A 23,915-nucleotide genomic window follows, 5' to 3' on the forward strand; every position below is an offset into this window, starting at 1 on the left:
CGTGACGCGGTGGCCAGCGAGCATCCGCTGCAGGTCGTTGGCGCCATCAACGCCAACCACGCCTTGCTGGCCAAGCGCGCCGGCTTCAAGGCCATTTACTTGTCCGGCGGCGGCGTTGCCGCGGGCTCGCTGGGGCTGCCGGACCTCGGTATCACCGGTCTCGACGATGTGCTGACCGATGTGCGTCGCATCACCGATGTCTGCGACCTGCCGCTACTGGTAGATGTCGACACCGGTTTCGGCTCCTCGGCGTTCAACGTGGCGCGTACCGTCAAGTCGATGATCAAGTTCGGCGCGGCGGCGATCCATATCGAGGATCAGGTTGGGGCCAAGCGCTGCGGCCATCGCCCGAACAAGGAAATTGTCACCCAGCAGGAAATGGTCGACCGCATCAAAGCGGCTGTTGATGCACGTACCGACGACAGTTTCGTGATCATGGCGCGTACCGATGCGCTGGCGGTGGAAGGGTTGAATGCCGCACTGGATCGCGCCGCGGCCTGCATCGAAGCGGGTGCCGACATGATCTTCCCCGAGGCCATCACCGAGCTGGCGATGTACAAGACCTTCGCCGACCGCGTGAAGGCGCCAATTCTGGCCAATATCACCGAGTTTGGTGCAACGCCCCTGTACACCACCGAAGAGCTGGCCGGCGTCAATGTGTCCTTGGTGCTCTACCCATTGTCGGCGTTCCGCGCCATGAACAAGGCGGCTGAGAATGTCTACACCGCGCTGCGCCGTGACGGTACTCAGAAAAATGTGATCGACACCATGCAGACGCGCATGGAGCTCTACGATCGCATCAACTACCACGCATTCGAGCAGCACCTCGACTCACTGTTCGCTCAGAAGAAGAGCTGACAGAAAGCCCCCGCTGCGAGCCAGCGGGGGCTGTGCGGTTCATTTTTCAACGTGATTTGCAGTATCCAGAACAAATCCAAGAAGGAGATAGCAATGGCTGAAGCAAAAGTTTTGAGTGGCGCAGGCCTGCGTGGCCAGATCGCCGGCCAGACTGCCCTGTGTACCGTGGGCAAGACCGGTGCCGGGTTGACCTACCGCGGTTACGACGTACGTGAGCTGGCGGCCGAGTGCGATTTCGAAGAGGTGGCCTACTTGCTGTTCTACGGCGAGTTGCCAAACACACAGCAGCTGACCGATTACAAAAGTCGCCTGAAGACCATGCGTGACCTGCCACAGGCACTGAAGGAAGTGCTGGAACGCATCCCGGCGAGCGCCCACCCGATGGATGTCATGCGTACCGGTTCGTCGGTGCTCGGCACGCTGGAGCCGGAGCTCAGCTTCGACCAGCAGCGTGACGTGGCCGAGCGGCTGATGGCGGCTTTCCCGGCGATCATGTGCTACTGGTATCGCTTCACCCACGACGGTGTTCGCATCAACTGCACCAGTGATGAAGAGACCCTGGGCGGCCATTTCCTCGCGCTGCTGCACGACAAGAAGCCGAGCGACCTGCACGTCAAGGTGATGAACGTCTCGCTGATCCTCTACGCCGAGCACGAGTTCAACGCCTCGACCTTTACCGCCCGTGTCTGCGCTTCGACGCTGTCCGATCTCTATTCCTGTGTGACCGGTGCCATCGGTTCGCTGCGCGGCCCGCTGCATGGCGGCGCCAACGAAGCGGCGATGGACATGATCGAGCAGTGGAAGAGTCCGGAAGAAGCCCGCGAGGCGATCCTCGGCATGCTCGAGCGCAAGGACAAGATCATGGGCTTCGGCCACGCGATCTACAGCGTTTCCGACCCGCGCAACGAGGTGATCAAGGTCTGGGCCGAAAAGCTCGCGGATGAAGTGGGCGACACCGTGCTTTATCCGGTCTCGGTTGCTGTCGACGAAACCATGTGGGAGCAGAAGAAGCTCTTCCCGAACGCCGACTTCTACCATGCGTCCGCCTATCACTTCATGGGCATCCCGACCAAGCTGTTCACGCCGATCTTCGTCTGCTCGCGCGTCACCGGCTGGGCGTCCCATGTGTTCGAACAACGCAGCAACAACCGGATCATTCGGCCGAGCGCCGAGTACATCGGTCCGGAGCAGCGCAAGGTTGTCCCGATCGCCCAGCGTTGATCGGAGCGAGGGAGCTCGTCGTCGGGCTCCCCGCACCTTGCCCCACAGAACATTACTGAATTGAGTTCTTCCGGCATGAATACACAACACCGCAAACCTTTGCCAGGTACTGGGCTTGACTACTTCGACACCCGTGAGGCGATCGAAGCCATTCAGTCGGGTGCCTACGACAAGCTGCCCTATACCTCCCGCGTCCTGGCCGAACAGCTGGTGCGTCGCTGTGAGCCCGAAGCGCTGACCGATTCGCTGAAGCAGATCATCGAGCGCAAGCGCGACCTCGATTTTCCGTGGTATCCGGCTCGTGTAGTCTGCCATGACATCCTCGGCCAGACCGCGCTGGTCGATCTCGCCGGCCTGCGCGATGCGATTGCGGAGCAGGGTGGCGACCCGGCGAAGGTCAACCCGGTGGTGCCGACCCAGCTGATCGTCGACCACTCGCTGGCGGTTGAATTTGCAGGCTTCGACCCGGATGCGTTCGAGAAGAACCGTGCCGTCGAGGAGCGCCGCAACGAGGACCGCTTCCACTTCATCGAGTGGACCAAGACCGCGTTCAAGAACGTCGACGTGATCCCGGCCGGCAACGGCATCATGCACCAGATCAATCTGGAGAAGATGTCGCCGGTGATTCAGGCCCGTGGCGGCGTTGCCTTTCCGGATACCTGCGTGGGCACGGACTCGCATACGCCGCACGTCGACGCACTAGGTGTGATCGCCATCGGTGTTGGCGGCCTGGAAGCTGAGACCGTGATGCTCGGTCTGCCGTCGATGATGCGCCTGCCCGACATCGTCGGTGTGCGCCTGACCGGCAAGCGTCAGCCTGGCATCACCGCCACCGATATCGTCCTCGCGCTGACCGAGTTCCTGCGCAAGGAGCGTGTGGTCGGAGCCTGGGTCGAGTTCTTCGGCGAAGGCGCCGACAGCCTGACCATCGGCGATCGCGCGACCATCTCCAACATGTGTCCGGAATACGGCGCCACCGCTTCGATGTTCTACATCGATCAGCAGACCATCGATTACCTCAAGCTGACCGGTCGCGAGCCGGAGCAGGTTGCGCTCGTCGAGCAGTACGCCAAGGAAACGGGCCTGTGGGCGACGGCTCTGGAAGGCGCCGAATACGAGCGCGTGCTCGAATTCGACCTGTCCAGCGTGGTGCGCAACATGGCGGGCCCTTCCAACCCGCACAAGCGTCTGCCGACCTCCGCGCTGCACGAGCGTGGCATCGCCGACGAAGACAAGCTGGCTGCAGCGCGCGCCGAAGAGGCCGAAGGCCTGCTGCCCGATGGTGCGGTGATCATTGCCGCTATCACCAGCTGCACCAATACCTCCAACCCGCGCAACGTGGTGGCCGCCGGCCTACTGGCGAAAAAGGCCAACGAGTTGGGTCTGGTGCGCAAGCCTTGGGTGAAGACGTCCTTCGCGCCCGGTTCCAAGGTCGCCAAGCTGTACCTGGAAGAAGCTGGGCTGCTCAGCGAGCTGGAAAAACTCGGTTTCGGCATCGTCGCCTACGCCTGCACCACCTGTAACGGCATGTCCGGTGCGCTGGACCCGGTGATCCAGCAGGAAATCATCGAGCGCGACCTGTACGCCACTGCAGTTCTCTCCGGTAACCGCAACTTCGATGGCCGTATCCACCCGTATGCCAAGCAGGCCTTCCTTGCCTCGCCGCCGCTGGTGGTCGCGTACGCCATCGCCGGTACCGTGCGTTTCGATATCGAGCAGGACGTGCTGGGCACCGACAAGAACGGCAATCCGATCACCCTGAAGGACCTCTGGCCGTCCGACGAGGAGATCGACGCCATTGTCGCGTCCTCGGTGAAGCCCGAGCAGTTCAAGCAGATCTACATCCCGATGTTCGATCTGGGCACCATCGAGGAAGCCAAGAGCCCGCTATACGACTGGCGTCCGATGTCCACCTACATCCGTCGTCCGCCGTACTGGGAAGGCGCGTTGGCTGGCGAGCGCACACTGAAAGGCATGCGTCCGCTGGCGATCCTGCCGGACAACATCACCACCGATCACCTGTCGCCATCCAACGCCATTCTGCTGAACTCGGCCGCCGGCGAGTACCTGGCGAAAATGGGCCTGCCGGAGGAAGACTTCAACTCCTACGCGACCCATCGTGGCGACCACCTGACGGCGCAGCGGGCGACGTTTGCCAACCCGCAGCTGCTCAATGAAATGGCCGTGGTCGACGGTAAGGTGCAGAAGGGGTCGCTGGCGCGCGTCGAGCCGGAAGGCAAGGTGATGCGCATGTGGGAAGCCATCGAGAGCTACATGACTCGTAAGCAGAACCTCATCATTGTGGCTGGCGCTGACTACGGGCAGGGGTCCTCACGTGACTGGGCTGCCAAGGGCGTGCGCCTGGCGGGTGTCGAGGTAATCGTCGCCGAAGGCTTCGAGCGTATCCACCGTACGAATCTCGTGGGCATGGGCGTGTTACCCGTCGAGTTCAAGGCTGGCACCACCCGCCTGACCCTCGGTCTCGATGGCACCGAAACCTTTGATATTGAAGGTGAACTGTCGCCGCGCTGCGATCTGGCTCTGGTCATTCGCCACAAGAGCGGTGAAGAGGCCCGTGTCCCGGTCACCTGCCGCCTCGACACCGCGGCCGAAGTCGGCGTTTATGAGGCCGGCGGCGTGCTTCAGCGTTTCGCCAAGGACTTCCTCGGACAGGCGTGACCGTCCGACCACGCAGGGTGGATGGCGTTTTTCCATCCACCGCACCGGCTCTAATGGTGGATCGGTGAAACGCGATCCACCCTGCGGCCCATTCATTTTTCAGCCAGGAGTCACTCATGGCTCATCAGCCCCAGATCAAGATTCCCGCGACCTACATGCGCGGTGGCACCAGCAAGGGGGTATTCTTCCGGCTGTAGGACCTGCCGGAAAGCTGCCAAGTGCCGGGCGCTGCGCGCGACAAGCTGTTCATGCGTGTGATCGGCAGCCCCGACCCGTATTCTGCGCACATAGACGGTATGGGCGGGGCCACTTCGAGCACCAGCAAATGCGTCATCCTGTCGAAGAGCAGTCGGCCTGAGCACGACGTCGAGTACCTCTATGTCCAGGTCTCGATCGACAGCGCTTTTGTCGGTTGGAGCGGCAATTGCGGCAACCTCTCCACGGCTGCTGGTGCCTTCGCCTTGCACGCTGGGTTGGTCGATCCGGCGCGGATACCGCGCGCGTCTGGCGCCTTCGAAAATCGGCTGCTGACCGAAATTACCTCTGATGATCGATTACCCGAAGCATGTGACAGTGGCGAATCGAAGAGTCTAAACTACCCGCCGATTGATGACGGTGTCGCTAAAGTCGTTACCCTTGAAATGGCTCCATTCCGCGCTTAATACAAGGCCTCGACGGTGTGACGGTTAAAGCGACGGTAAAGCCTGCATTAATTAGTTATAGGTTCAACAACTATGCGGGCTCAGGCGACTTGTTGATGATTGAGTGGGAATGATCGGGTGTCTGGCGCTGGCCGACACTGATTAGCAGAAAAGCCTGAAGCCCGCGTAACTGCGGGCTTCTGATTGTTTGTCGCTAAACCACAGCGACCTCAACCCTGTTACGCCCAGCGGATTTGCTTTCGTAGAGCGCAACGTCGGCGCGTGCGATCGCATCACTGAGCAACTCGTCTGCACGATACTGGGTGATACCGATCGACAGCGTAATGCAGACTCGTATGTCATCGCTGTAGAGTTCCAGTTCCTCGACACTCTTGCGTATACGCTCGGCGCTGTCGCCCGCATGGCTGAAATCCGTATCCGGCAGAATCGACAGAAACTCTTCGCCGCCCCAACGGCCGATGAAGTCCTGGTCACGCATTGATTGTTTGAGTAGATCGCTCACCGCTTGGAGAACGCGATCGCCCATGTCGTGACCATACTGGTCATTGACCTGCTTGAAGTGGTCAATGTCCATCAGCATCAAGGTGAGGTTGGTGGGGTGGCGCTGGTGTCGCGCCAGGACCTTTTCAGCGAGTTCAATCATGTGTCGACGATTGAATAGACCGGTCAGTGAGTCGGTGGTTGCCATTGACGCCAGCTTCCTGTGTGCCCGGGTCACCGTGGCCACATAGAACAGCGCGAGATAGCTGAACATGCAGAAGACCACGGTAAGGTTGAACACGTGCACGCCCAGCAGCGCACTGGAGGAGATGGGTTGCAGCGGTTCAATGAACCACATCAATACGTCCAGTCCGACGTAGTAGGCCCATAGCCACCCCGCGTATATCCAGGCGGTGCGCGTGGGCATGCTGACGAACAGGGCAGGAATAAACATCAGCAGAAAATAGTGGAAGCCGCTTTCCCAACCAATCAGCACCGTTCCCAGTCCGGCATGAACAAGCACTTCAATGCGTATCAGCATGACCGCGAGCTGATTTCTTCGCTGTTGGAATGCGCGATAGGCATAGATATACATCGCCACGCTGACCACGTTTATCCAGGCCAGAATCGGTGAGCCAAGAATGAGGAAGATGAATAAAAAGGCTACATCGACGCTACCCGCCAACTGACAGCAACGCATTGAAAGCTGCCAGAACTCCGGGCGGGCGTCGCGCTGGCGAAGGTGTTCCGGTTGTGTTCCTTGCATCAATGCTGTTCCTTGAAGTCCGGTTCTATCGCGTCGGCTGTTTGAGTTGACTGCCTAGGAAACACAGTAAAAGAGAAAGGGAAGAGAGCCGTTCGCAGCGCATCTGAAGCACGGTACGAGCCTGGAGGGCGGCTGTCTAGTGGCCACTGGCCCTGTGCTTGATAGCCATATGTTCCAACAGGCTTACGATCCAGTCGCAGCTGGCGCCGACAAGATGCCAATGTCGTACCTGCTTTTTTTCAGCAGTTCAGAGGGGAGTGAATCAACGCGGGACGTTCGTCCATGCTTGTTTTCGTACTCGATTGGCCGCAAAGCTCAAGCGCGCAGGGAAACCACTTATATCACTAAACAGCGGTAGCTTTTCGAAGCGTTGCGCTGCGGGTTTCGAGAGCCTTAGTAACCGCTGGCGATGCTGTATTCACTCGCGTTCGAACAAGACTTTCTTGGTTCGGTCGTGTTCCAGCGAGGACGGTAGGGCGGTCGCGTCTACGTTTTCGACACCGCTCGCGTCCGAGTTCTGCGAACCGCTCTGGTCGAAAACTGCCGTCCGCGTCGAAGGTAACCTAGCCGTACCATTCCCGGACCGCCTTGGCGAGTAGAAGCCCCGACGTGCCGGGGCTTCTACTCGCGTTCAGTCAGTGCATGACGGCCGGCGTATCGATACGGCGCCAGATCGCTTCGGAGAAGCTGTAAATGGCGAAGGCCACCAATCCAAGGCCAACCAGCGATAGCCAGAACGTGCCGAAGGGCAAGTTTTGCAGAGCGTTCAGAGCATCTTCCAGGCCCGGCGGGTTGGTTGGCTCGTAGTGGCGGCCACCTGTGAAGAGCATGCCGGCAACTACGAGAAAGGCGACGCCGCGTGCGATGAGACCTGCGCGGGAAATCGGGCGAACCCATTTCATGACGTGTTCGGGTGCGTAGAAGTACTTTTCGAACTTGGCTTTCCAGCCCTTGATGATGTGGGCAATACCAACGCCCAGCGGTACTAGCGCAACCAGATAGATCAGGTAGTTCGAGTATTTCCAACCAAGCAGGCCCGACAGGAAATCGCCGCCTGACCCGCCGCTGCCGCCTGACCCGCCGATGGAGCTACCAAGCAGCCCAAGGGTGAATAGGGCAAGCAGGGTATAGGCCACGGCACTACCTACGAGACCTGCACGGATCGCTAGGCCCTTGGCATCGGTGCCATGACCTTCCGGATCGGTAATCGCCTGAGTTAAGCGCCACGCCACGTAAGCCACGAGGCCGACAACCATGATCCAGAGCAAGGTCTCCCCGAAAGGCTGCCCTAACAATTGTTGAATGGCGCCTTTGGTACCGACGGTGTTTCCGCTGCCGATGCCGGCCATAAAGGCGAATATGCCGACAATCAGATAGACAACGCCTCGTGCGGCGTAGCCGCTTCGAGCGAGCCAGGTGATGCCTCGGCTGACTTCGCCTTTGGCCTGGGCTGCAGTGGGGTGCATGGCGCCTCCTCGATATGGATGAATGTCTCCTTAAGTAGACGCGGGATTAGGCGCTAGGGTTCGCTGTTATTAATTGAGGGGCTTTCTAGGGGCATTGCTTGCATGCTGCGACATAGCGCACGAAGCTGTAGCATGATGCAAATGCGAGCGATTCCAATCTAGTTGTTTGTGCCACTGCTCGTGCAGTTTTGATGAGAATGAAATGACTTTTACCCGAAGGAAAGTGCTGTCCGGGTTAGCTGGGCTAGCGGCGCTGGGCGTTGCCGGTGGCGGAGCACGCTATTGGCTTGGGCGTCCCGCTGATCCCGTGACCCATGATTACGAGCTGATCGCAGCTCCAGCTGAGATCGAGTTGATCGCCGGCACCAAGACCCCAGCATGGTGCTACGGTGGGCAGGCGCCGGGCGTCGAACTGCGCGCCAGACAGGGGGAGTGGTTGCGGGTGCGCTTCACCAATCATCTGCCGGAGCCCACCACTATCCATTGGCATGGCATCCGCCTGCCGCTGAATATGGATGGGGTTCCTTATGTTTCCCAGCTGCCTGTCTTGCCCGGCGAGTCGTTCGATTATTTGTTTCAAGTGCCGGACGCGGGTAGTTTCTGGTATCACCCACACACGTCGAGCGCCGAGCAGCTGGGGCGTGGCCTGGTAGGGCCGTTGATTGTCGAAGAGCGCGAGCCGAGCGGGTTTCGCCATGAGCGAACGCTTAGCCTTAAGAACTGGCATGTCGACAAGCAGGGACACTTCACCGATTTCAGCGTACCGCGAGAAGCTGCCCGAGGAGGAACACCTGGCGTGTTGTCGACCATCAATGGCGAGCACGCGCCGACCCTTGAACTGCCGGCGGGCCAAGTGGTGCGTTTGCGCATCATCAATCTCACCAACACTGTCACCTATCGTGTGAATCTGCCGGGCGGTAATGCGCGTATCTATGCGGTCGATGGCAACCCGATCGCGCCGCGGCCGCTAGGCAAAACCTATTGGCTGGGGCCGGGCATGCGCATCGACCTGGCGTTGAAAGTGCCGCCTGCTGGCGAGCAGCTATCTTTGCGCAATGGTCCATTGCGGCTGGCGACCCTCTCTTCGATCGCCACGACAGAAGACGAGGGTAACTGGCCGGCACCGCTGCCAGCCAACCCAATCGCTGAACCGGACCTGCAGCGGGCCGAAACGCTGCGCTTCAACTTCGAGTGGGCCGGCACGTTGTCCAGCGACGCGGGGCAGGGCGACGCGTTCACGTTCTGGCAGATCAATGGTCAGGCTTGGGACATCAATGACAAGACCTGTGCGGATCGGCCCATTGCCACCTTGAAGAAAAACGGTCATTACATATTCGAGCTGCGCAACCTCAGCCAATATCAGCACCCGATTCATCTACACGGAATGACCTTCAAGGTCATCTCGTCCAACCGCAAACGAATCGATCCCTGGTATACCGACACCTACTTGCTCGGCAAGAACGAGACGGCCCGAATCGCGCTGGTGGCGGATAATCCAGGTGTCTGGATGTTCCACTGTCATGTGATCGATCACATGGAAACCGGGCTGATGGCGGCGATTGAAGTGGTTTGATGGAAGCGACAGTCGGGTGGAATAGATGAAGAAGCCGGTGATCATTGATCGTTCCCGCGATGATGAGTTCATGCGCGAGGCGTTGTTGCTTGCGGCCGAAGGCGCAAGACTAGGAGAGGTGCCGGTCGGTGCGGTGGTCGTACAGGATGGCAAGGTTATCGGCCGCGGTTTCAATTGTCCGATCTCCACTCACGACCCCAGTGCTCACGCTGAGATGGTCGCTATTCGCGATGCAGCGGCGAGCCTGGAAAACTATCGGTTGCCGGGCAGCACGCTGTACGTGACGCTGGAGCCTTGCAGCATGTGCGCAGGCTTGATCGTCCACTCGCGTATTCAGCGGGTGGTGTATGGCGCCACGGAGCCCAAGGCTGGCGTTGCGGTCAGTCGCGGAGAGTTCTTTTCGCAGCAGTTCCTCAACCACCGCGTGCTGATCGAAGGCGGGGTGAGCGCGGAGGCGTGCAGCCAAGTGCTGAGTGAATTCTTCAAGGGGCGCCGCCTCAAGACACGAGGTGGCGAGGCGGCGCAAGGATCGTTGGAGGGCTAAGGCACAGCGCTGTCAGCGATCAGACGTTGCTGCTGTAGCGACGCACGCCCGCGTCTGGCAGCTTTTCGTGGGCGGCAACGCTGCCCTGCGCGGGAAACACCACCAAATGGTCGGCAGCAATGGCAATACCGACTTCCTGGCCAGTCGGGTAGTCCGCGTGGCTGGGAAATATCCCCTCCAGCTGATTGCCGGTAGGCAGCTGCAGGCGATACAGCGTCGAGGCGCCAAGAAAAGTCTTGCCGACAATGAGCGCCTTGAGTCTGCTTTCCGGCGAATAGACGATGTCGTCCGGACGCAGCAGGACGTCCACCGAGCTCCCAGCCGGCATGGTGTAGGCGCGGTTGCCGCGAATGACGCCCAGTTCGGTCTGGACCGTCTCCGGGTCAATCAGCTGGCCGCGGATGAAATACCCCTGGCCTATGAAACTCGCCACGAAGGGTGTAAGCGGCTCATGGTAGAGGTTGAACGGCGTGTCCCACTGTTCCAGCCGACCATCCTTGAACACACCGACCTGATCGCTGACAGCGAAGGCTTCTTCCTGATCGTGGGTGACGAGAATGGCGCTGGTGCCACGCGCCTTGAGAATTTCGCGAACCTCGTGGCTCAGACGTCGGCGCAGATCGCCATCGAGGTTGGAGAAGGGCTCGTCTAGTAATAGCAGTTCCGGCTCGGGCGCAAGGGCTCGGGCGAGCGCAACACGTTGTTGCTGGCCGCCGGAAAGCTCGTGCGGATAGCGCTTGCCGAGCGGCGACAGGTGCACCAGGTCAAGCATTTCTCGCACGATGCGTTGCGATTGCGGATGCTTGCGGATGCCGAAGCCAATGTTTTCCGTCACGGTCAGATGCGGGAACAGAGCATAGTCCTGAAACACCATGCCGACCCTGCGCTTCTCGGGCGCCAGGGTGAAACCACGGCGCGAAAGCACAGCGTCACCGAGTTGGATCTCGCCATCGTTGACGTGCTCGAACCCGGCGATAGCCCGCAATGTAGTGGTTTTACCGCAACCGGATGGCCCCAGGAGACAGCCGATATCGCCGCGATTCAGGTGCAGATTGAGACTCTGCACAATGCTCTGACCGCCATAGCCGCAGTCGACGCCGCGCAGATGTAGCAGCGGTTCATGGCTCATGCGTGGTGGTATGCCGGCTCGACCAGAAACTCAAGCAGGGCTTTTTGTACATGCAGACGGTTTTCGGCCTGTTGCCAAGCGACTGCTCGCTTGTCGTCGAGCAGGTCGTGGCTGATCTCCTCGCCGCGATGCGCCGGCAGGCAATGCATGAACAGGACGTCTTCGGCTGCCGCGTCGAGCAAGGCGCGGTCGACTTGATAGGGGCGGAAGGTGGCAATGCGAGCGGCGACTTCGTCCTCCTGGCCCATGGAGGCCCAGACGTCTGTGCTGACCAGGTGTGCGCCAGCTACCGCTTCGCGTGGGTCACGGAATACCTGTACCCGGTCTCCGGCCTGCGTGAGCATCTCACTCTTGGGCTCGTAGCCCGCCGGGCAAGCGATACGCAGCTGGAAATCGAACTGAAGCGCGGCCTCCATATAGGAGTTGCACATGTTGTTGCCATCCCCGACCCACGCGACGGTCTTGCCCGCGATGCTGCCGCGCAGCTCATGAAAAGTCTGCATGTCGGCCATCAGCTGGCAGGGGTGTAGATCGTCTGAAAGGCCGTTGATCACTGGCACCGAGGAGTTCGCTGCAAACTCGGTCAGCGTCGAATGAGCGAAAGTGCGGATCATGATGGCGTCGAGCATGCTCGACATAACGATGGCTGAGTCGCTGATCGGTTCGCCGCGGCCCAATTGCGTGTCGCGCGGCGAGAGAAACACGGCTTGGCCGCCGAGCTGAATCATCCCCGCTTCGAAAGACAGTCTCGTGCGGGTCGAGGCTTTTTCGAAAATCATGCCCAGGACGCGGTTTTTCAGCGGCTCGAACAGAATGCCGCGCTCGCGCAGATCCTTCAGCTCGATGCCGCGACGGACCAGGCCTAACAGCTCCTGGGGCGTGCAATCCATCAGTGAGAGAAAATGCCTTGCGCTCATATCAACTACCTTTCATTGCCGCAGTCGAGGCCGGAGATTTCGACGAAAAAGAAGGGCCTACGACAGGGGTCGCATAGATGGCGACGAAACGGGAAAGGCGCGATCTTATCCAGAAAGTCTCAGCCGGCGCAAATCGGCCTCAGCGCGCCAGATTCCTGTGCTGCAGGCGAGCCGTGCCGGATGCGAGCTGATAAAAGCCGAGCACGTGACTCGGCTTTTAGCCTGCTGTTCTGTACAATGCGCGGCAACCGAGACTAGCCGAGGTGCCCCATGGATATCATCGAAACCATCAAAGAGCAGATCGAAAAGAACCCGGTGCTGCTTTATATGAAAGGCTCGCCCAACGCCCCGCAGTGTGGCTTTTCTGCCCGTGCGACCCAGGCTGTGATGGGCTGTGGCGAGAAGTTCGCCTACGTCGACATCCTGCAAAATCCTGAAATCCGCACCAATCTGCCGAAGTATGCCAACTGGCCGACCTTCCCCCAGCTGTGGGTGGATGGCGAGTTGGTCGGTGGCAGCGACATCATCCTGGAAATGTTCGAAAAGGGTGAGCTGCAACCGCTGATCAAGCAAGCCGTTGAGAAAGCTGGCGCCTGATCGCGACTCCAAAAAAGAACCCGCCTGGCCGCGGGTTTTTTTTCGTCTGCATTTCGGCTCGCTCAGGTCAAAAAGCGGCTCGTGTTTACGATGAACTGCTAGGCAATAACGAAGAAACGGGAGCCGAGGCTCCCGTTTCATTACAGCTCGGATGCTTTACTCGTCCATCTGCGACTGCAGATAGTTCTCCATGCCGACCTTGCCGATCAGGCTCAGCTGGGTTTCCAGCCAGTCGATATGTTCTTCTTCGGACTCCAAGATGTCTTCGAGCAATTCGCGGGTGCCGTAGTCACCGACGCTCTCACAGTAGGCGATCGCGACCTTGAGATCCTGGATGCCACCCTGCTCGAGCTTGAGGTCACATTCGAGCATTTCGCGAGTGTTTTCACCGATCAGCAATTTGCCGAGGTCCTGCAGGTTAGGCAGGCCTTCGAGGAACAGAATGCGCTTGATCAGCTTGTCGGCGTGCTTCATCTCATCGATGGATTCTTTGTACTCGTGCTTGCCAAGCTTGCCGAGGCCCCAATCTTCGTACATGCGCGCATGCAGGAAGTACTGGTTAATGGCGACCAGTTCGTTGCCAAGAATCTTGTTGAGATGCTGAATAACTAGCTTGTCGCCTTTCATGTCCGTGCCCTGCGTCGAATCGGATTCGTAATGGGCGCAGTCTGGCCACGAAGATGGGCTCTGTCAAACCTAAGTCATTGAATTAAAAAGGGTAAACCGGAATAAGAATAAGTCTGTTCCGCGACTTGCGGGCAACGTGTTGATTTGCGGGCAGAAAAAAGCCGGGCATGCGCCCGGCTCCGGAAAATCGACAGGGTTTCAGGCGGGCGCAAAACCTGCAGGGTAAGCAAGAGATGTGCTAGCACTCTGTATATCGCTCAGGGTTTCGCGAACAACCTGCTTGGCGACGCACGCGCATTTACCGCATTGGGTAGCAACGCCGGTAGCGTCTCGCACTTCACGATAGCTGCAGCATCCTTCGTAGATGGCTTCACGGATCTGGCCGTCGGTAACGCCCTGGCAAAGACACACGTACATATGAACTACCCGTTGGGTCTGCGAATAGGTGGATGCTAAATATAATGAGAACGATTGTCAAAGAACGCTCGTCGGATTTTGCCTTCTCCGGGCGGCGCGGGAACCCACGCTACGGTCGCCTCTGAGGCTGTGCCAATAGGCTAAACTGCGGCTCCTTTTGCCGCCTGGAGCTGTCATGGCCCTGCAAGCCACACCTTATAAGGTAGAGATCAATCTCACCGATCTTGACCGCCACGTGTATCAGGATCTGCGCTTCACTGTTGCTCGGCATCCCTCGGAAACCGAGGAGCGGCTGGTGGCACGGCTGATCGCCTACGTGCTTTGGTATGACGAAAAGCTCGCGTTCGGTCGGGGGCTGTCGGATGTCGATGAGCCGGCGCTCTGGGAGAAGAGCCTCGATGACCGCGTGCTGCACTGGATCGAAGTTGGCCAGCCGGATGCCGAGCGGATCACCTGGTGCTCGCGGCGCGCCGAACGTTTCAGCCTGGTGGCCTACGGCAATCTGCGGGTATGGCAGACGAAGGTGCTCGACAGCGTGCGCAGCCTGAAAAAGATCAACGTGGTAGCGGTGGGGCAAGACGCGCTGGAAGCCGTCGCGCGCGATCTGCCAAGGTCGGTCAGCTGGAGCGTGATGGTCAGCGAAGGCGCGCTGTTCATCACTGACGAGCGTGGCCAGCACGAAGTGCCGCTGGACTGGCTGATCGGCGAGCGCGGCTGAGCTTTCAGCAACTGACCAGGCTTGCCTCTAGGCCGAGCCAGGTGCGCCCGCCTGCTCGGACACTTGCAGGCTGGTCAGCTGTGCATGGTTTCGCGCCGCTGACGCCGTTAGTGCCACTGGGCGAGCAACAGCCGTTGCTCGCGTTGCGCGGCTTGCAGTGCCACCGGTTTCAATTGCACCTCAGTGCCTGGCAGGCACTGCGCCAGGCGTGCAACCGCAAGTGGTGTCAACGCGCCCAGTCTCGGGTAGCCGCCAATCGTCTGCCGGTCGTTGAGCAATACGATGGGCTGGCCATCTGGTGGGACCTGGATGGCGCCCAGCGGCACGCCTTCTGAAATCATCGTTTGCCGTGAACAGCGCAGCATTGGCCCTAGCAGACGAATGCCCATGCGGTCGGCACGCTGATCCACTGTCCACGAACAGTTGAACGCGTCGAACAGGCTCTGGCCGCTGAAGTCTCCGATCTGCGCCCCTAGCACGACATGCAGCGGAGCGCCGGTAAACAGCGCTGGGGTCTGTTCAGGCCTCAATTCGCGCTTGCTAGTTGGGGCGCCATTCCAGGCCAGTAGGTCGCCTGTAACCAGTGGCTGGCCATTGCCGTGCAAACCACCGAGTCCCTCTCTGCGTACCGTGGCGCAGCTGCCCAGAAGTTGCGGCGCCGTGAATCCGCCGGGGGCGGCGAGATAGGCGCGCACGCCCAGTTGCGGCGTGCCGAAACGCAGGCGCTGGCCCTTGCGGATGTTGAAGCTGCGTCCTGGCGTGATGGGTTGGTCTTCCAGCGTTGCGGCAAGGTCGGCGCCGCACAGCGCCAGGTAGCCGTCCGCTTCGGCAAGCAGAACAAGATTGCCCAGGGTGATTTCCACTGTCGCGGCCTGAAGCGGATTAGCCAGCAGCCAGTTGGCCGATGCTTGCGACACCCAGTCGGCAGCGCCACCCTGGGTGACGCCCAGATGACGGACGCCGAATCGACCGCCGTCCTGCAGACTGGCCAGCGCGCCGCTGCGCTCGATCAACAGGCTCATGGCGCTTCCTCGTAGGGCGTGTCGTCCCCGCCGAGCCGCAGGAATTCGACGCGATCAACGGGCTGGAAACAGACCCGGTCACCGGGTTGCCAGATGCTGTAGCCGTCCAACTGCCGGTCAAACAGGCGAGTCGGGCTGCGTCCGATGAGGTTCCAGCCTCCTGGCGATACCAGAGGGTAAATGGCCGTCTGGCGATCGGCGATCCCCAGGCTGCCGGCTGGCACTCGTTTACGCGGCGTTTGCAGGCGCGGGCTGGCGAGGCATTCTTCAACCAGCCCCATGAAGGCGAAACCCGGCGCAAAGCCCAGCGCAAAGACTTGATAAATGCGCGCGCTATGCCTTTCGATCACGCCTGCCGTGCCGAGCCCGCTGCGTCGGCCCAATGCCTCCAGTTCAGGTCCGACGCTTGGGTCGTACCACACCGGAATATTCAGTTCACGTGCCTGTCCGCCTGTGTCCGGCTGCAGGTCATGCAGCGCTTCAGCCACTCGCTGACGCGCCTGATCATCATCCAGTTGGCTCAGGTCGTAATGCACCAGCAAGGTTGTGTAGGAGGGTACGAGATCTAGCAGCGCCCCACCGAACGCCTCGCGTAGCCGCCGGGCCGCCGCGAGTAGCCACAGCATGTGGGTTTCGTCGATCTCGTCGAACAGGCGCAGCATCAGACAATCGATGCCGACCACTTCGATTCGTGGCTTCATCCTGCCAGGCTCTGGAGTGTCTGGCGTATCCGCTGGACTGCGGCGACGGAGCCGGCGTTGTCTCCATGTACGCAGAGACTGTCGGCATGCAGCACCAGCGCGCTGCCGTCGCTGGCGGTAAGTGCTTCGCCTTTAGCCAGGCGTAAGGCCTGGGAAGCGACTATATCGGCGTCGTGATGAACGGCGCCGGGCTGACTGCGAGAGATCAGCATGCCGTCCGGGTCGTAGGCGCGGTCGGCGAACGCTTCGAACCACAGGGTCACACCAAGCTCGTCGGCTAGCATCTGGGCAGTGCTGTTGTCACGGGTGGACATCAGCATCAAGGGCAGCGCCGGCGAGTAGGCGATGACCGCGTTCATCACCGCGCGGAGCAGTTCGGGCTTGCGCATCATGTCGTTGTAGAGCGCGCCGTGCGGTTTGACGTAGCGAACCTGAGTGCCTTCGGCGCGGCAGATGCCGTCCAGTGCGCCGATCTGATAGAGCAGCATGTTCTCTACTTCGTCCGGGCTGCAGGCCATGGAGCGCCGACCGAAGCCGACCAGATCGGGGTAGGCGGGGTGCGCGCCGATCTTGACCTCATGTTGCGTTGCCAGGGCGACGGTGCGGCGCATGATCTGCGGGTCCGATGCGTGAAAGCCGCAGGCGATGTTGGCGCAATCAATGAAGGGCAAGACCTCGGCGTCCAAGCCCATCGTCCAGGACCCGAAACTCTCGCCGATATCGCAATTGAGTAGCAGGCGCTTCATGACGGTCTCCGGGGTAATGGCGGGTTTCGTATTGGCCTAGTGCGGGCGCCACGATGATAAAGCATTGATCTGCGATTGCTGATCATTGGGCACACGTCGGCGGGCGGCCCGGCAACATTTCGTTCCTGTATGCTTGCGGCCGGTCCAAGCGGCGCAGGTCGCGTCAGCGCTTCCCGCTGCGACTGTCTGGCCATTTGCGCCAATAGCGACCCTGCCGGTCGCGTCTGCCACGTCCTGCGTTTGGCTGCCCGGCCCCGCTCGCTACATCAATGTCACTCACTTCAGTTGCACCGGATAATCAACAGATGCGCATCGAACCCCGTCCTCTTCCCAAACAGCTCCCCGACCTGGGCGACCTGCCGCCACTGCTGACGCGTCTCTACGCAGCCCGTGGTGTGCAGTCGATCAGCGAGCTGGACAAGGGCCTGGCGCGGTTGATCCCCTATGGCCAGCTCAAGGGCATCGATGCCGCCGTGGTATTGCTGGTCGAGGCGCTGGAAGCTCGCCAGCGCATCCTCTTCGTCGGCGACTTCGATGCCGACGGCGCCACCGCCAGTACGGTGGGTGTGCTGGGGCTGCGCCAGCTGGGGGCAGCGCATGTAGATTATCTGGTGCCCAATCGCTTCGAGTATGGCTACGGCCTGACGCCGGAGATCGTTGCCGTGGCGCTCGAGCGTCGGCCTGATCTGCTGGTGACCGTGGACAACGGCATTTCCAGCGTGGACGGCGTCGCGGCGGCCAAAGCGGCGGGGCTCAAGGTGCTGGTGACCGACCATCACCTGCCGGGCGCAGAGCTGCCGGCGGCCGATGCCATCGTCAATCCCAATCAGCCGGAATGTGCCTTCCCGAGCAAGTGCATCGCCGGGGTCGGGGTGATTTTTTATGTGCTGCTGGCCTTGCGCGCCGCGCTACGTGAAAACGGCTGGTTTACCCGCAATGGCTGGGCCGAGCCGAACCTGGCCGAGCTGCTGGACTTGGTTGCGCTCGGCAGCGTTGCCGATGTGGTACCGCTGGACGCGAACAATCGAATCCTCGTTCATCAAGGTTTGGCTCGAATCCGTGCTGGTCGTGCGCGGCCCGGGTTAAGGGCAATTCTGGAGGTCGCCGGGCGCGATCACAGCCGCATCACCTCGACCGATCTTGGCTTCATCCTTGGCCCGCGATTGAACGCGGCGGGGCGGCTGGACGACATGGCGCTGGGTATCGAATGCCTGCTTTGTGAAGACGAAACGCTGGCGCGCGACATGGCCGTTCAGCTCGATCAGCTCAACCAGGACCGAAAGGGCATCGAGCAGGGCATGCAGCGCGAGGCGCTGGCGCAGTTGAAGGACTTGCCGCTCGAAGACATGCCATTCGGCCTCTGCCTGTTCGAACCGGACTGGCACCAGGGCGTAATCGGCATCCTCGCTTCACGGCTCAAGGAACGCTATCACCGTCCGACCATCGCTTTTGCTGACGCTGGGGAGGGCGTGCTGAAAGGCTCCGCGCGTTCGGTGCCGGGCTTTCATATCCGTGATGCACTGGATGCTGTCGCGGCGCGCCATCCCGGCCTGATCAGCAAGTTCGGCGGCCACGCGATGGCGGCTGGTCTGTCGCTGCCGGAGGCGAATTTCGGCGCGTTCGCGGCGGCCTTTGACGCTGAAGTGCGGCGTCAGCTGTGCGAAGACGACCTCACCGGGCGACTGTTAACTGATGGGCGGCTGAGCATCGAGGAGTTCCATCTGGAACTGGCCAAGGCGTTGCGCAATGCCGGGCCCTGGGGGCAGCACTTTCCAGAGCCGGTGTTTCACGGCGTGTTCCAGCTGGTGCAGCAGCGACTGGTCGGCGAGAAGCACCTGAAAATGGTGCTCAAGAGCGAATGCGGCTCGCTGACCCTCGATGGCATCGCCTTCAACATCGATCGCGAGCTGTGGCCCAACCCGACCGTGCGCTGGGCCGATCTGGCCTACAAGTTGGACGTGAACGAGTTTCGCGGTCGGGAAAGCGTGCAGCTACTGGTGGCGCATATAGCGGCGCGCTGACCGATCGAATCTGCCCGCTGGGGATGTAAGGGCTAAGGAGCTTTAGGTGAGTTTCTGCTGCATGGAGGCCTTGATCGCGAGCAAGCTCGCTCCAGCAAGTAGCGGATCGCTCCACATTGATGCTGCCAGCTTGTCGATGGCTCGGTGTTGGGATGTCTCCGGCAGAAAGGCTGCACTAGCTTAAAAGGTAACGGGCTGAGCTGACGAAGATCGGTTATCTGAATCGCCCCCTATACGCCACGACGTGCATGATTGGCGCCGGCCTGGCTCCGGCCTAGAGTGATTGGATTACAAGAACAATCCTCGGAGCCTGCGATGAGCGAAACGACCCAGCACCACCGTGCCTGCCACCTGTGTGAGGCTATCTGTGGCCTGACCATCGAAACCCGCGATGAGCAGATCGTTTCCATCAAGGGCGACGCTCAGGACAGCTTCAGTCGCGGTCACATCTGCCCCAAGGCCGTCGCGTTGCAGGACATCCAGAACGATCCGGACCGCCTGCGCCATCCGATGCGTCGTGTCGGCAACGAGTGGCAGGCGATCGAGTGGGACGAGGCGTTTGCGCTGGTCGCCGAGCGGCTGGCTGAGATCCGCGAGCGGCATGGCAATAACGCCGTGGCGGTCTACCAGGGCAACCCCAGCGTGCACAACTACGGGCTGATGACCCACAGCAACTATTTTCTCGGTCAGCTGAAAACCCGAAATCGCTTCTCCGCCACCTCGGTCGACCAACTGCCGCATCATTTGACCAGCCTGATGATGTACGGCCACGGCCTGCTAATCCCGATTCCCGACATCGACCATACGGATTTCATGCTCATTCTCGGTGGCAATCCGCTGGCCTCCAATGGCAGCATCATGACCGTCCCAGACGTGGAAAAGCGCCTCAAGGCCGTGCAGGCGCGCGGCGGCAAGCTGGTGGTAGTCGATCCGCGCCGTAGTGAAACCGCCGCTATTGCCGATCAGCATGTGTTCGTCCGCCCGGGTGAAGATGCGGCGTTGCTGTTCGGCTTGCTCAATACGTTGTTCGATGAAGGCCTGACACGTGCCAGCCATCTTCCGGTAGAGGGGCTGGATGAACTCCAAGCCGCGGTTGCGCCGTTCACTGCGGAATCGATGGGGCCGCGCTGCGGCGTGCCGGCAGAGCAGATTCGACAACTGGCGCGGGACTTCGCTGCCGCAGACAAAGCGGTCTGCTACGGGCGGATGGGCGTCTCTACTCAGGCGTTCGGGACGCTGTGTCAGTGGCTCGTGCAGTCGATTAATCTGGTGACAGGCAACCTGGATCGTGTGGGCGGCGCGCTTTGCACGGAGCCGGCGGTGGACCTGGTCGCGAGCACCTCAGGTGGGCACTTCAACCGGTGGCAGAGCCGCGTATCGGGCCTGCCGGAATACGGTGGCGAGTTGCCGGTGTCAGCGTTGGCCGAAGAAATGCTCACCGAAGGGGAAGGACAGATTCGGGCGCTGGTCACCGTTGCTGGCAATCCGGTGCTTTCCACGCCGAACGGGCGAAAAATGGAACAGGCGCTGGACGGATTGGAGTTCATGCTCAGCGTCGATTTTTACATCAACGAAACCACCCGCTACGCCGACCTGATCCTGCCGCCGACAGCGCCGCTGGAGCATGATCACTACGACACTACCTTCAACGTCTTCGCCGTGCGCAACGTGACCCGCTTCAATGAGCCGGTCCTCCGCAAGCCGGCGGGTGCGCTGCATGACTGGGAAATCTTCGTCGGTCTGGCCAGGGCCTTCGCAGCGCGTATCGACGCTGAGCTCAAACCCACCATGGCGCCAGAACAGATGATTGACCGTGGCTTGCGCGCCGGTCCGTATGGCGAAAAAAGCGAGCTCAACTTGAGCCTCTCCAAGCTGCGCGACTATCCGCACGGGCTCGATCTCGGTGCGCTGAAGTCGAATCTGGCCAGCCGCTTGAAAACCGAGGGGCAGCGGGTCCAGGCGGCGCCATCGCTGTTCCTCGGTGACCTCGAGCGTTTCGTTGCCGCGACCAGTGTGCCTGCCGGTCAGCTGGTGCTGATTGGACGCCGTCACGTGCGCAGCAATAACTCCTGGATGCACAACTATCATCGTCTGGTGAAGGGTAAGCCGCGCCATCAGCTGCTGATGAATCCGGCAGATTTGAGCCGGCTGGGACTGCTTGATGGTCAGCGCGTGCGGGTGCGCTCGCGGGTTGGCATGATCGAAGTTGAAGTCGCCACCAGCGACGAGATGATGCCCGGTGTGGTCAGCCTGCCGCATGGCTGGGGCCATGGTCGTCCCGGCGTCCAGCTGGAGATCGCCAATCGTCAGCCGGGCGCCAGTGCCAACGACCTTACCGATGAGTGCCAGCTCGATGCTTTGTCTGGAAACGCAGCGCTCAATGGTGTGCCGGTCGAGGTTGAGGCGGCGTAACTGAAGGCGTTGGTTGATCGGTGCGGGCAAGCCGATCTTCTGACGCTCTAACTAGACAAGCTGTGGAGCCCGAAGCCCGCGGCATTAGCCAACGTTGCGCGCGGCGCCGCCCCGGATGCATCTTCACGTAGTGCAGGCGTTGCGCCGCACCGGCGAAGGGATTTGGCTCGCGCACAGCTTGCAACACCCCGACACCGATTCTTCGGCAAACACAGTCCAAGCCGAGCAAAGTCACCGAAACAGTCTGTACTGAAGGATGTCCAAAACGCATCCCATGCAGTCGAGGTTTCCATGACACAGCTCTTCCAGCCGCTCACCCTGCGCCAGTTGACCCTGCCCAATCGTATTGCCGTATCGCCCATGTGCCAGTACTCGGCTAAGGCTGGCATGGCCAACGATTGGCATCTGGTGCACCTGGGCAGTCGTGCGGTGGGTGGCGCGGGGCTGGTGATTATCGAGGCGACTGCTGTTACAGCCAACGGGCGGATTTCACCCGAGGATCTGGGCATATGGTCGGATGAGCACGTGGAGCCGCTGCGGCGTATTACGCGCTTCATCGAGGCTCAGGGGTCGGTCGCGGGCATCCAGCTGGCGCATGCCGGCCGCAAGGCCAGCACCTGGCAGCCGTGGCTCGGACGCCACGGTAGCGTTCCCATCGCCGCTGGAGGCTGGACACCGGTGGGGCCGTCGACCATTGCTTTCGACCCGGAACATGCGGTGCCCACTGCGCTCGATGACGCAGGGATCGCAGACGTCATCCAGGCATTCGTTCGTGCCGCCGAGCGTTCCCTGGCGGCGGGCTTCAAGATCGCAGAGGTACACGCCGCCCACGGCTACTTGCTGCATCAGTTTCTCTCACCGCTTTCCAACCAGCGTCAGGATGGCTATGGCGGTTCGTTTGAAAACCGCATTCGGCTGCTGCTGGAAGTTACCCAGGCGGTGCGCACCGTATGGCCGGAGGAGTTGCCGCTATTCGTTCGGCTGTCGGCAACCGACTGGGTTCAGGACGGATGGAATTCGGAAGAAACCGTCGAACTGGCGCGTCGGCTGAAGACTCTTGGCGTCGACTTGATCGACGTATCGTCCGGCGGTACAGCGGTCAACGCCGAGATTCCCGTTGGGCCGGGTTACCAAACCCAGTTTGCCGAGCAGGTCCGCCGCGAAGCGGGTATCGCCACTGGCACGGTCGGTATGATCACCGAGGCGGTCCAGGCCGAACACATTCTGCGCACCGGTCAGGCGGACCTGATCCTGCTTGCCCGCGAGCTGCTGCGCGACCCTTACTGGCCGCTGCACGCGGCCGAAGATCTGCGTGATAACTCGGTGCCCTGGCCTGCCCAATATGTACGTGCAGCCCATCGTAATACGCCGATCCGGCAGGTCCCCGATTCGCTCGACTAACCCCTCCATTCGTAAGCAGGAAATACCATGAAAGCCTCCGGTTTGCTCGATCAGCTGCTCAAGTCTGGGCAGGACCTTCTACAAAAACAGCAGAACTCCGTTACGCCTCCAGGCGCTCCGAAGGGGAGCAGCAGCGGCTCGCTCGGTGACATGCTTTCCGGCGCAGGCGGACCACTTGGCAGCTTGCTCGGAGGTGCTGGCGGCGGTGGGAAAGGCGCGCTGGCAACCGGCGCGCTTGGCATGTTGCTCGGTAGCCGGCGAGGGCGTCGCATGGGTGGCAAGGCCGTCACTTATGGCGGCCTGGCCGCGCTCGGCATGCTGGCCTACAAAGCCTACGGCAACTGGCAGGCGCAACAGGCGCAACAGGCGCAGCAGGGTGGGGCCGGGGTGACTCATCCGAACCCCGTTCAGACCGAGCCAAAGACAGTCGACCGACTGCCACCCGAGCAAGTGGAAGAGCACAGCCGGGGCATCCTCAAGGCGCTGGTTGCCGCGGCCAAAGCCGACGGGCACGTCGACGAGCAGGAGCGCAAGATGATCGAGGCTGAACTGGCCCAGCTCACTGATGACCCAGCTTTGCAGCATTGGCTTGAAGCCGAGCTGAACAAACCACTCGATCCGGTAGACGTCGCCGCGGCTGCTACCACGCCCGAAATGGCGTCGGAGATGTATATCGCCAGCGTGCTGATGGTGGACGAAGAGCAGTTCATGGAGCGTGCCTACCTGGACGAACTGGCCCGCCAGTTGAAACTCGATGCGGGGCTGAAGGCCGAGCTGGAAAGCCAAGTGCGCGGCGTCTCCGCTTGACCGCATGAGGGGCGGTCACTGGGCCGCCTCCGCTCGTTCCTAAAAACTAAGTCCGCTTGACTTTTGCCGCTCCGGCGGTCCCGTGTGGGCTGTCAGCGGCGGCCTGCTGCGCTATAATCGCCGGCTTTTCGCACCGTCCGATTGAGAGCTG

The 23,915-nt window shown here is 60.9% G+C and carries 20 protein-coding genes and 1 pseudogene; 12 read left to right on the plus strand and 9 right to left on the minus strand.

All coding sequences use genetic code 11. The annotated features are described in order from the left end of the window. From prpB to ACQKEK_RS17000, 4 genes and pseudogenes are all read left to right on the plus strand, one after another. Positions 1–858, plus strand: an 858-nt coding sequence (gene prpB / locus ACQKEK_RS16985) for a methylisocitrate lyase (protein ID WP_499167655.1), incomplete at its 5' end; no start/stop codon positions are given. Between the two features lie 93 nt (positions 859–951). Continuing rightward, positions 952–2,079: a bifunctional 2-methylcitrate synthase/citrate synthase gene (prpC, locus tag ACQKEK_RS16990; protein WP_148926106.1), complete on the plus strand. Its 1,128-nt coding sequence runs from the start codon at positions 952–954 to the stop codon at positions 2,077–2,079. 75 nt (positions 2,080–2,154) lie between these two features. Beyond that, the gene (acnD, locus tag ACQKEK_RS16995) at positions 2,155–4,758 is read left to right on the plus strand and encodes a Fe/S-dependent 2-methylisocitrate dehydratase AcnD (RefSeq protein WP_499143969.1); all 2,604 of its coding nucleotides are present in this window, start codon (positions 2,155–2,157) and stop codon (positions 4,756–4,758) included. A 116-nt stretch (positions 4,759–4,874) separates the two neighbouring features. Next, a pseudogene (locus ACQKEK_RS17000) lies at positions 4,875–5,255 on the plus strand (PrpF domain-containing protein); the annotation flags it as partial. Between the two features lie 358 nt (positions 5,256–5,613). Here ACQKEK_RS17000 and ACQKEK_RS17005 read toward each other — a convergent pair. Both ACQKEK_RS17005 and ACQKEK_RS17010 read right to left on the minus strand, forming a co-directional pair. Beyond that, the gene (locus ACQKEK_RS17005; RefSeq protein ID WP_128118963.1) at positions 5,614–6,666 is read right to left on the minus strand and encodes a GGDEF domain-containing protein; all 1,053 of its coding nucleotides are present in this window, start codon (positions 6,664–6,666) and stop codon (positions 5,614–5,616) included. Positions 6,667–7,301: 635 nt separating this feature from the next. Beyond that, the gene (locus ACQKEK_RS17010; RefSeq protein WP_499143968.1) at positions 7,302–8,132 is read right to left on the minus strand and encodes a DUF1206 domain-containing protein; all 831 of its coding nucleotides are present in this window, start codon (positions 8,130–8,132) and stop codon (positions 7,302–7,304) included. 202 nt (positions 8,133–8,334) lie between these two features. On the opposite strand from ACQKEK_RS17010, the gene ACQKEK_RS17015 reads away from it, so the two are divergent. Then, the gene (locus tag ACQKEK_RS17015; RefSeq protein WP_499143967.1) at positions 8,335–9,705 is read left to right on the plus strand and encodes a multicopper oxidase family protein; all 1,371 of its coding nucleotides are present in this window, start codon (positions 8,335–8,337) and stop codon (positions 9,703–9,705) included. Positions 9,706–9,730: 25 nt separating this feature from the next. Beyond that, a complete protein-coding gene (tadA, locus tag ACQKEK_RS17020; RefSeq protein WP_499143966.1) occupies positions 9,731–10,249 on the plus strand; it encodes a tRNA adenosine(34) deaminase TadA in 519 nt (172 codons plus the stop codon). Positions 10,250–10,268: 19 nt separating this feature from the next. Here the strand turns inward: tadA and ACQKEK_RS17025 are convergent, their stop codons facing one another. Beyond that, complete coding sequence (locus ACQKEK_RS17025; protein ID WP_499143965.1) at positions 10,269–11,378, minus strand: ABC transporter ATP-binding protein; 1,110 nt, start codon at positions 11,376–11,378, stop codon at positions 10,269–10,271. Beyond that, on the minus strand, positions 11,375–12,295 hold the full coding sequence (gene argF, locus ACQKEK_RS17030) for an ornithine carbamoyltransferase (protein ID WP_499143964.1): 921 nt from the start codon (positions 12,293–12,295) through the stop codon (positions 11,375–11,377). Before argF ends, ACQKEK_RS17025 begins: the two co-directional genes overlap by 4 nt. 270 nt (positions 12,296–12,565) lie before the next feature. Here argF and grxD point away from each other — a divergent pair, with 270 nt between their 5' ends. Further along, positions 12,566–12,892 (plus strand): Grx4 family monothiol glutaredoxin, encoded by a 327-nt coding sequence (grxD, locus tag ACQKEK_RS17035; protein ID WP_019341028.1) that lies wholly within the window; start codon positions 12,566–12,568, stop codon positions 12,890–12,892. A gap of 156 nt (positions 12,893–13,048) precedes the next feature. Here grxD and bfr read toward each other — a convergent pair whose 3' ends face one another. Both bfr and ACQKEK_RS17045 read right to left on the minus strand, forming a co-directional pair. Beyond that, positions 13,049–13,519 (minus strand): bacterioferritin, encoded by a 471-nt coding sequence (gene bfr, locus ACQKEK_RS17040; RefSeq protein ID WP_045425321.1) that lies wholly within the window; start codon positions 13,517–13,519, stop codon positions 13,049–13,051. Positions 13,520–13,717: 198 nt separating this feature from the next. Further along, positions 13,718–13,936, minus strand: coding sequence for a bacterioferritin-associated ferredoxin (locus ACQKEK_RS17045; protein WP_082082138.1), 219 nt, complete (start codon positions 13,934–13,936; stop codon positions 13,718–13,720). A gap of 175 nt (positions 13,937–14,111) precedes the next feature. On the opposite strand from ACQKEK_RS17045, the gene ACQKEK_RS17050 reads away from it, so the two are divergent. After that, positions 14,112–14,654 carry a YaeQ family protein gene (locus ACQKEK_RS17050; RefSeq protein ID WP_499143963.1) on the plus strand — a complete coding sequence of 181 codons (543 nt, stop codon included), beginning with the start codon at positions 14,112–14,114 and terminating at the stop codon, positions 14,652–14,654. Positions 14,655–14,761: 107 nt separating this feature from the next. On the opposite strand, the gene ACQKEK_RS17055 is transcribed toward ACQKEK_RS17050, so the two are convergent. The 3 genes from ACQKEK_RS17055 to ACQKEK_RS17065 are packed head-to-tail and all read right to left on the minus strand — an operon-like array spanning position 14,762 to position 17,123. Next, on the minus strand, positions 14,762–15,676 hold the full coding sequence (locus ACQKEK_RS17055; RefSeq protein ID WP_499143962.1) for a 5-oxoprolinase subunit C family protein: 915 nt from the start codon (positions 15,674–15,676) through the stop codon (positions 14,762–14,764). Continuing rightward, positions 15,673–16,377 carry a 5-oxoprolinase subunit PxpB gene (gene pxpB, locus ACQKEK_RS17060; RefSeq protein WP_499143961.1) on the minus strand — a complete coding sequence of 235 codons (705 nt, stop codon included), beginning with the start codon at positions 16,375–16,377 and terminating at the stop codon, positions 15,673–15,675. The genes ACQKEK_RS17055 and pxpB overlap by 4 nt, the downstream gene beginning before the upstream one ends. After that, complete coding sequence (locus tag ACQKEK_RS17065) at positions 16,374–17,123, minus strand: 5-oxoprolinase subunit PxpA (RefSeq protein WP_499143960.1); 750 nt, start codon at positions 17,121–17,123, stop codon at positions 16,374–16,376. The genes pxpB and ACQKEK_RS17065 overlap by 4 nt, the downstream gene beginning before the upstream one ends. Before the next feature lie 305 nt (positions 17,124–17,428). Between ACQKEK_RS17065 and recJ the strand changes: the two genes are divergently transcribed. The 4 genes from recJ (at position 17,429) to ACQKEK_RS17085 (ending at position 23,764) form a co-directional block, all read left to right on the plus strand. Next, complete coding sequence (gene recJ / locus ACQKEK_RS17070; protein ID WP_499143959.1) at positions 17,429–19,144, plus strand: single-stranded-DNA-specific exonuclease RecJ; 1,716 nt, start codon at positions 17,429–17,431, stop codon at positions 19,142–19,144. A 315-nt stretch (positions 19,145–19,459) separates the two neighbouring features. After that, entirely contained in the window at positions 19,460–21,556 is a 2,097-nt protein-coding gene (locus ACQKEK_RS17075; protein WP_499143958.1) for a molybdopterin oxidoreductase family protein, read from the plus strand. Positions 21,557–21,847: 291 nt separating this feature from the next. Continuing rightward, complete coding sequence (locus tag ACQKEK_RS17080) at positions 21,848–22,957, plus strand: NADH:flavin oxidoreductase/NADH oxidase (protein ID WP_499143957.1); 1,110 nt, start codon at positions 21,848–21,850, stop codon at positions 22,955–22,957. A 27-nt stretch (positions 22,958–22,984) separates the two neighbouring features. Beyond that, a complete protein-coding gene (locus tag ACQKEK_RS17085) occupies positions 22,985–23,764 on the plus strand; it encodes a tellurite resistance TerB family protein (RefSeq protein WP_499143956.1) in 780 nt (259 codons plus the stop codon). Positions 23,765–23,915 lie beyond the last annotated feature (151 nt).

This window comes from Pseudomonas sp. NPDC077408, from assembly GCF_050269105.1.
GTDB lineage: Bacteria > Pseudomonadota > Gammaproteobacteria > Pseudomonadales > Pseudomonadaceae > Stutzerimonas.

Bases quoted from the DNA above. Each gene is read 5' to 3' on its own strand.
- prpC (WP_148926106.1), top strand. From the start codon at position 952: ATGGCTGAAGCAAAAGTTTTGAGTGGCGCAGGCCTGCGTGGCCAGATC.
- acnD (WP_499143969.1), top strand. From the start codon at position 2,155: ATGAATACACAACACCGCAAACCTTTGCCAGGTACTGGGCTTGACTAC.
- ACQKEK_RS17005 (WP_128118963.1), bottom strand. From the start codon at position 6,666: ATGCAAGGAACACAACCGGAACACCTTCGCCAGCGCGACGCCCGCCCG.
- ACQKEK_RS17010 (WP_499143968.1), bottom strand. From the start codon at position 8,132: ATGCACCCCACTGCAGCCCAGGCCAAAGGCGAAGTCAGCCGAGGCATC.
- ACQKEK_RS17015 (WP_499143967.1), top strand. From the start codon at position 8,335: ATGACTTTTACCCGAAGGAAAGTGCTGTCCGGGTTAGCTGGGCTAGCG.
- tadA (WP_499143966.1), top strand. From the start codon at position 9,731: ATGAAGAAGCCGGTGATCATTGATCGTTCCCGCGATGATGAGTTCATG.
- ACQKEK_RS17025 (WP_499143965.1), bottom strand. From the start codon at position 11,378: ATGAGCCATGAACCGCTGCTACATCTGCGCGGCGTCGACTGCGGCTAT.
- argF (WP_499143964.1), bottom strand. From the start codon at position 12,295: ATGAGCGCAAGGCATTTTCTCTCACTGATGGATTGCACGCCCCAGGAG.
- grxD (WP_019341028.1), top strand. From the start codon at position 12,566: ATGGATATCATCGAAACCATCAAAGAGCAGATCGAAAAGAACCCGGTG.
- bfr (WP_045425321.1), bottom strand. From the start codon at position 13,519: ATGAAAGGCGACAAGCTAGTTATTCAGCATCTCAACAAGATTCTTGGC.
- ACQKEK_RS17045 (WP_082082138.1), bottom strand. From the start codon at position 13,936: ATGTACGTGTGTCTTTGCCAGGGCGTTACCGACGGCCAGATCCGTGAA.
- ACQKEK_RS17050 (WP_499143963.1), top strand. From the start codon at position 14,112: ATGGCCCTGCAAGCCACACCTTATAAGGTAGAGATCAATCTCACCGAT.
- ACQKEK_RS17055 (WP_499143962.1), bottom strand. From the start codon at position 15,676: ATGAGCCTGTTGATCGAGCGCAGCGGCGCGCTGGCCAGTCTGCAGGAC.
- pxpB (WP_499143961.1), bottom strand. From the start codon at position 16,377: ATGAAGCCACGAATCGAAGTGGTCGGCATCGATTGTCTGATGCTGCGC.
- ACQKEK_RS17065 (WP_499143960.1), bottom strand. From the start codon at position 17,123: ATGAAGCGCCTGCTACTCAATTGCGATATCGGCGAGAGTTTCGGGTCC.
- recJ (WP_499143959.1), top strand. From the start codon at position 17,429: ATGCGCATCGAACCCCGTCCTCTTCCCAAACAGCTCCCCGACCTGGGC.
- ACQKEK_RS17075 (WP_499143958.1), top strand. From the start codon at position 19,460: ATGAGCGAAACGACCCAGCACCACCGTGCCTGCCACCTGTGTGAGGCT.
- ACQKEK_RS17080 (WP_499143957.1), top strand. From the start codon at position 21,848: ATGACACAGCTCTTCCAGCCGCTCACCCTGCGCCAGTTGACCCTGCCC.
- ACQKEK_RS17085 (WP_499143956.1), top strand. From the start codon at position 22,985: ATGAAAGCCTCCGGTTTGCTCGATCAGCTGCTCAAGTCTGGGCAGGAC.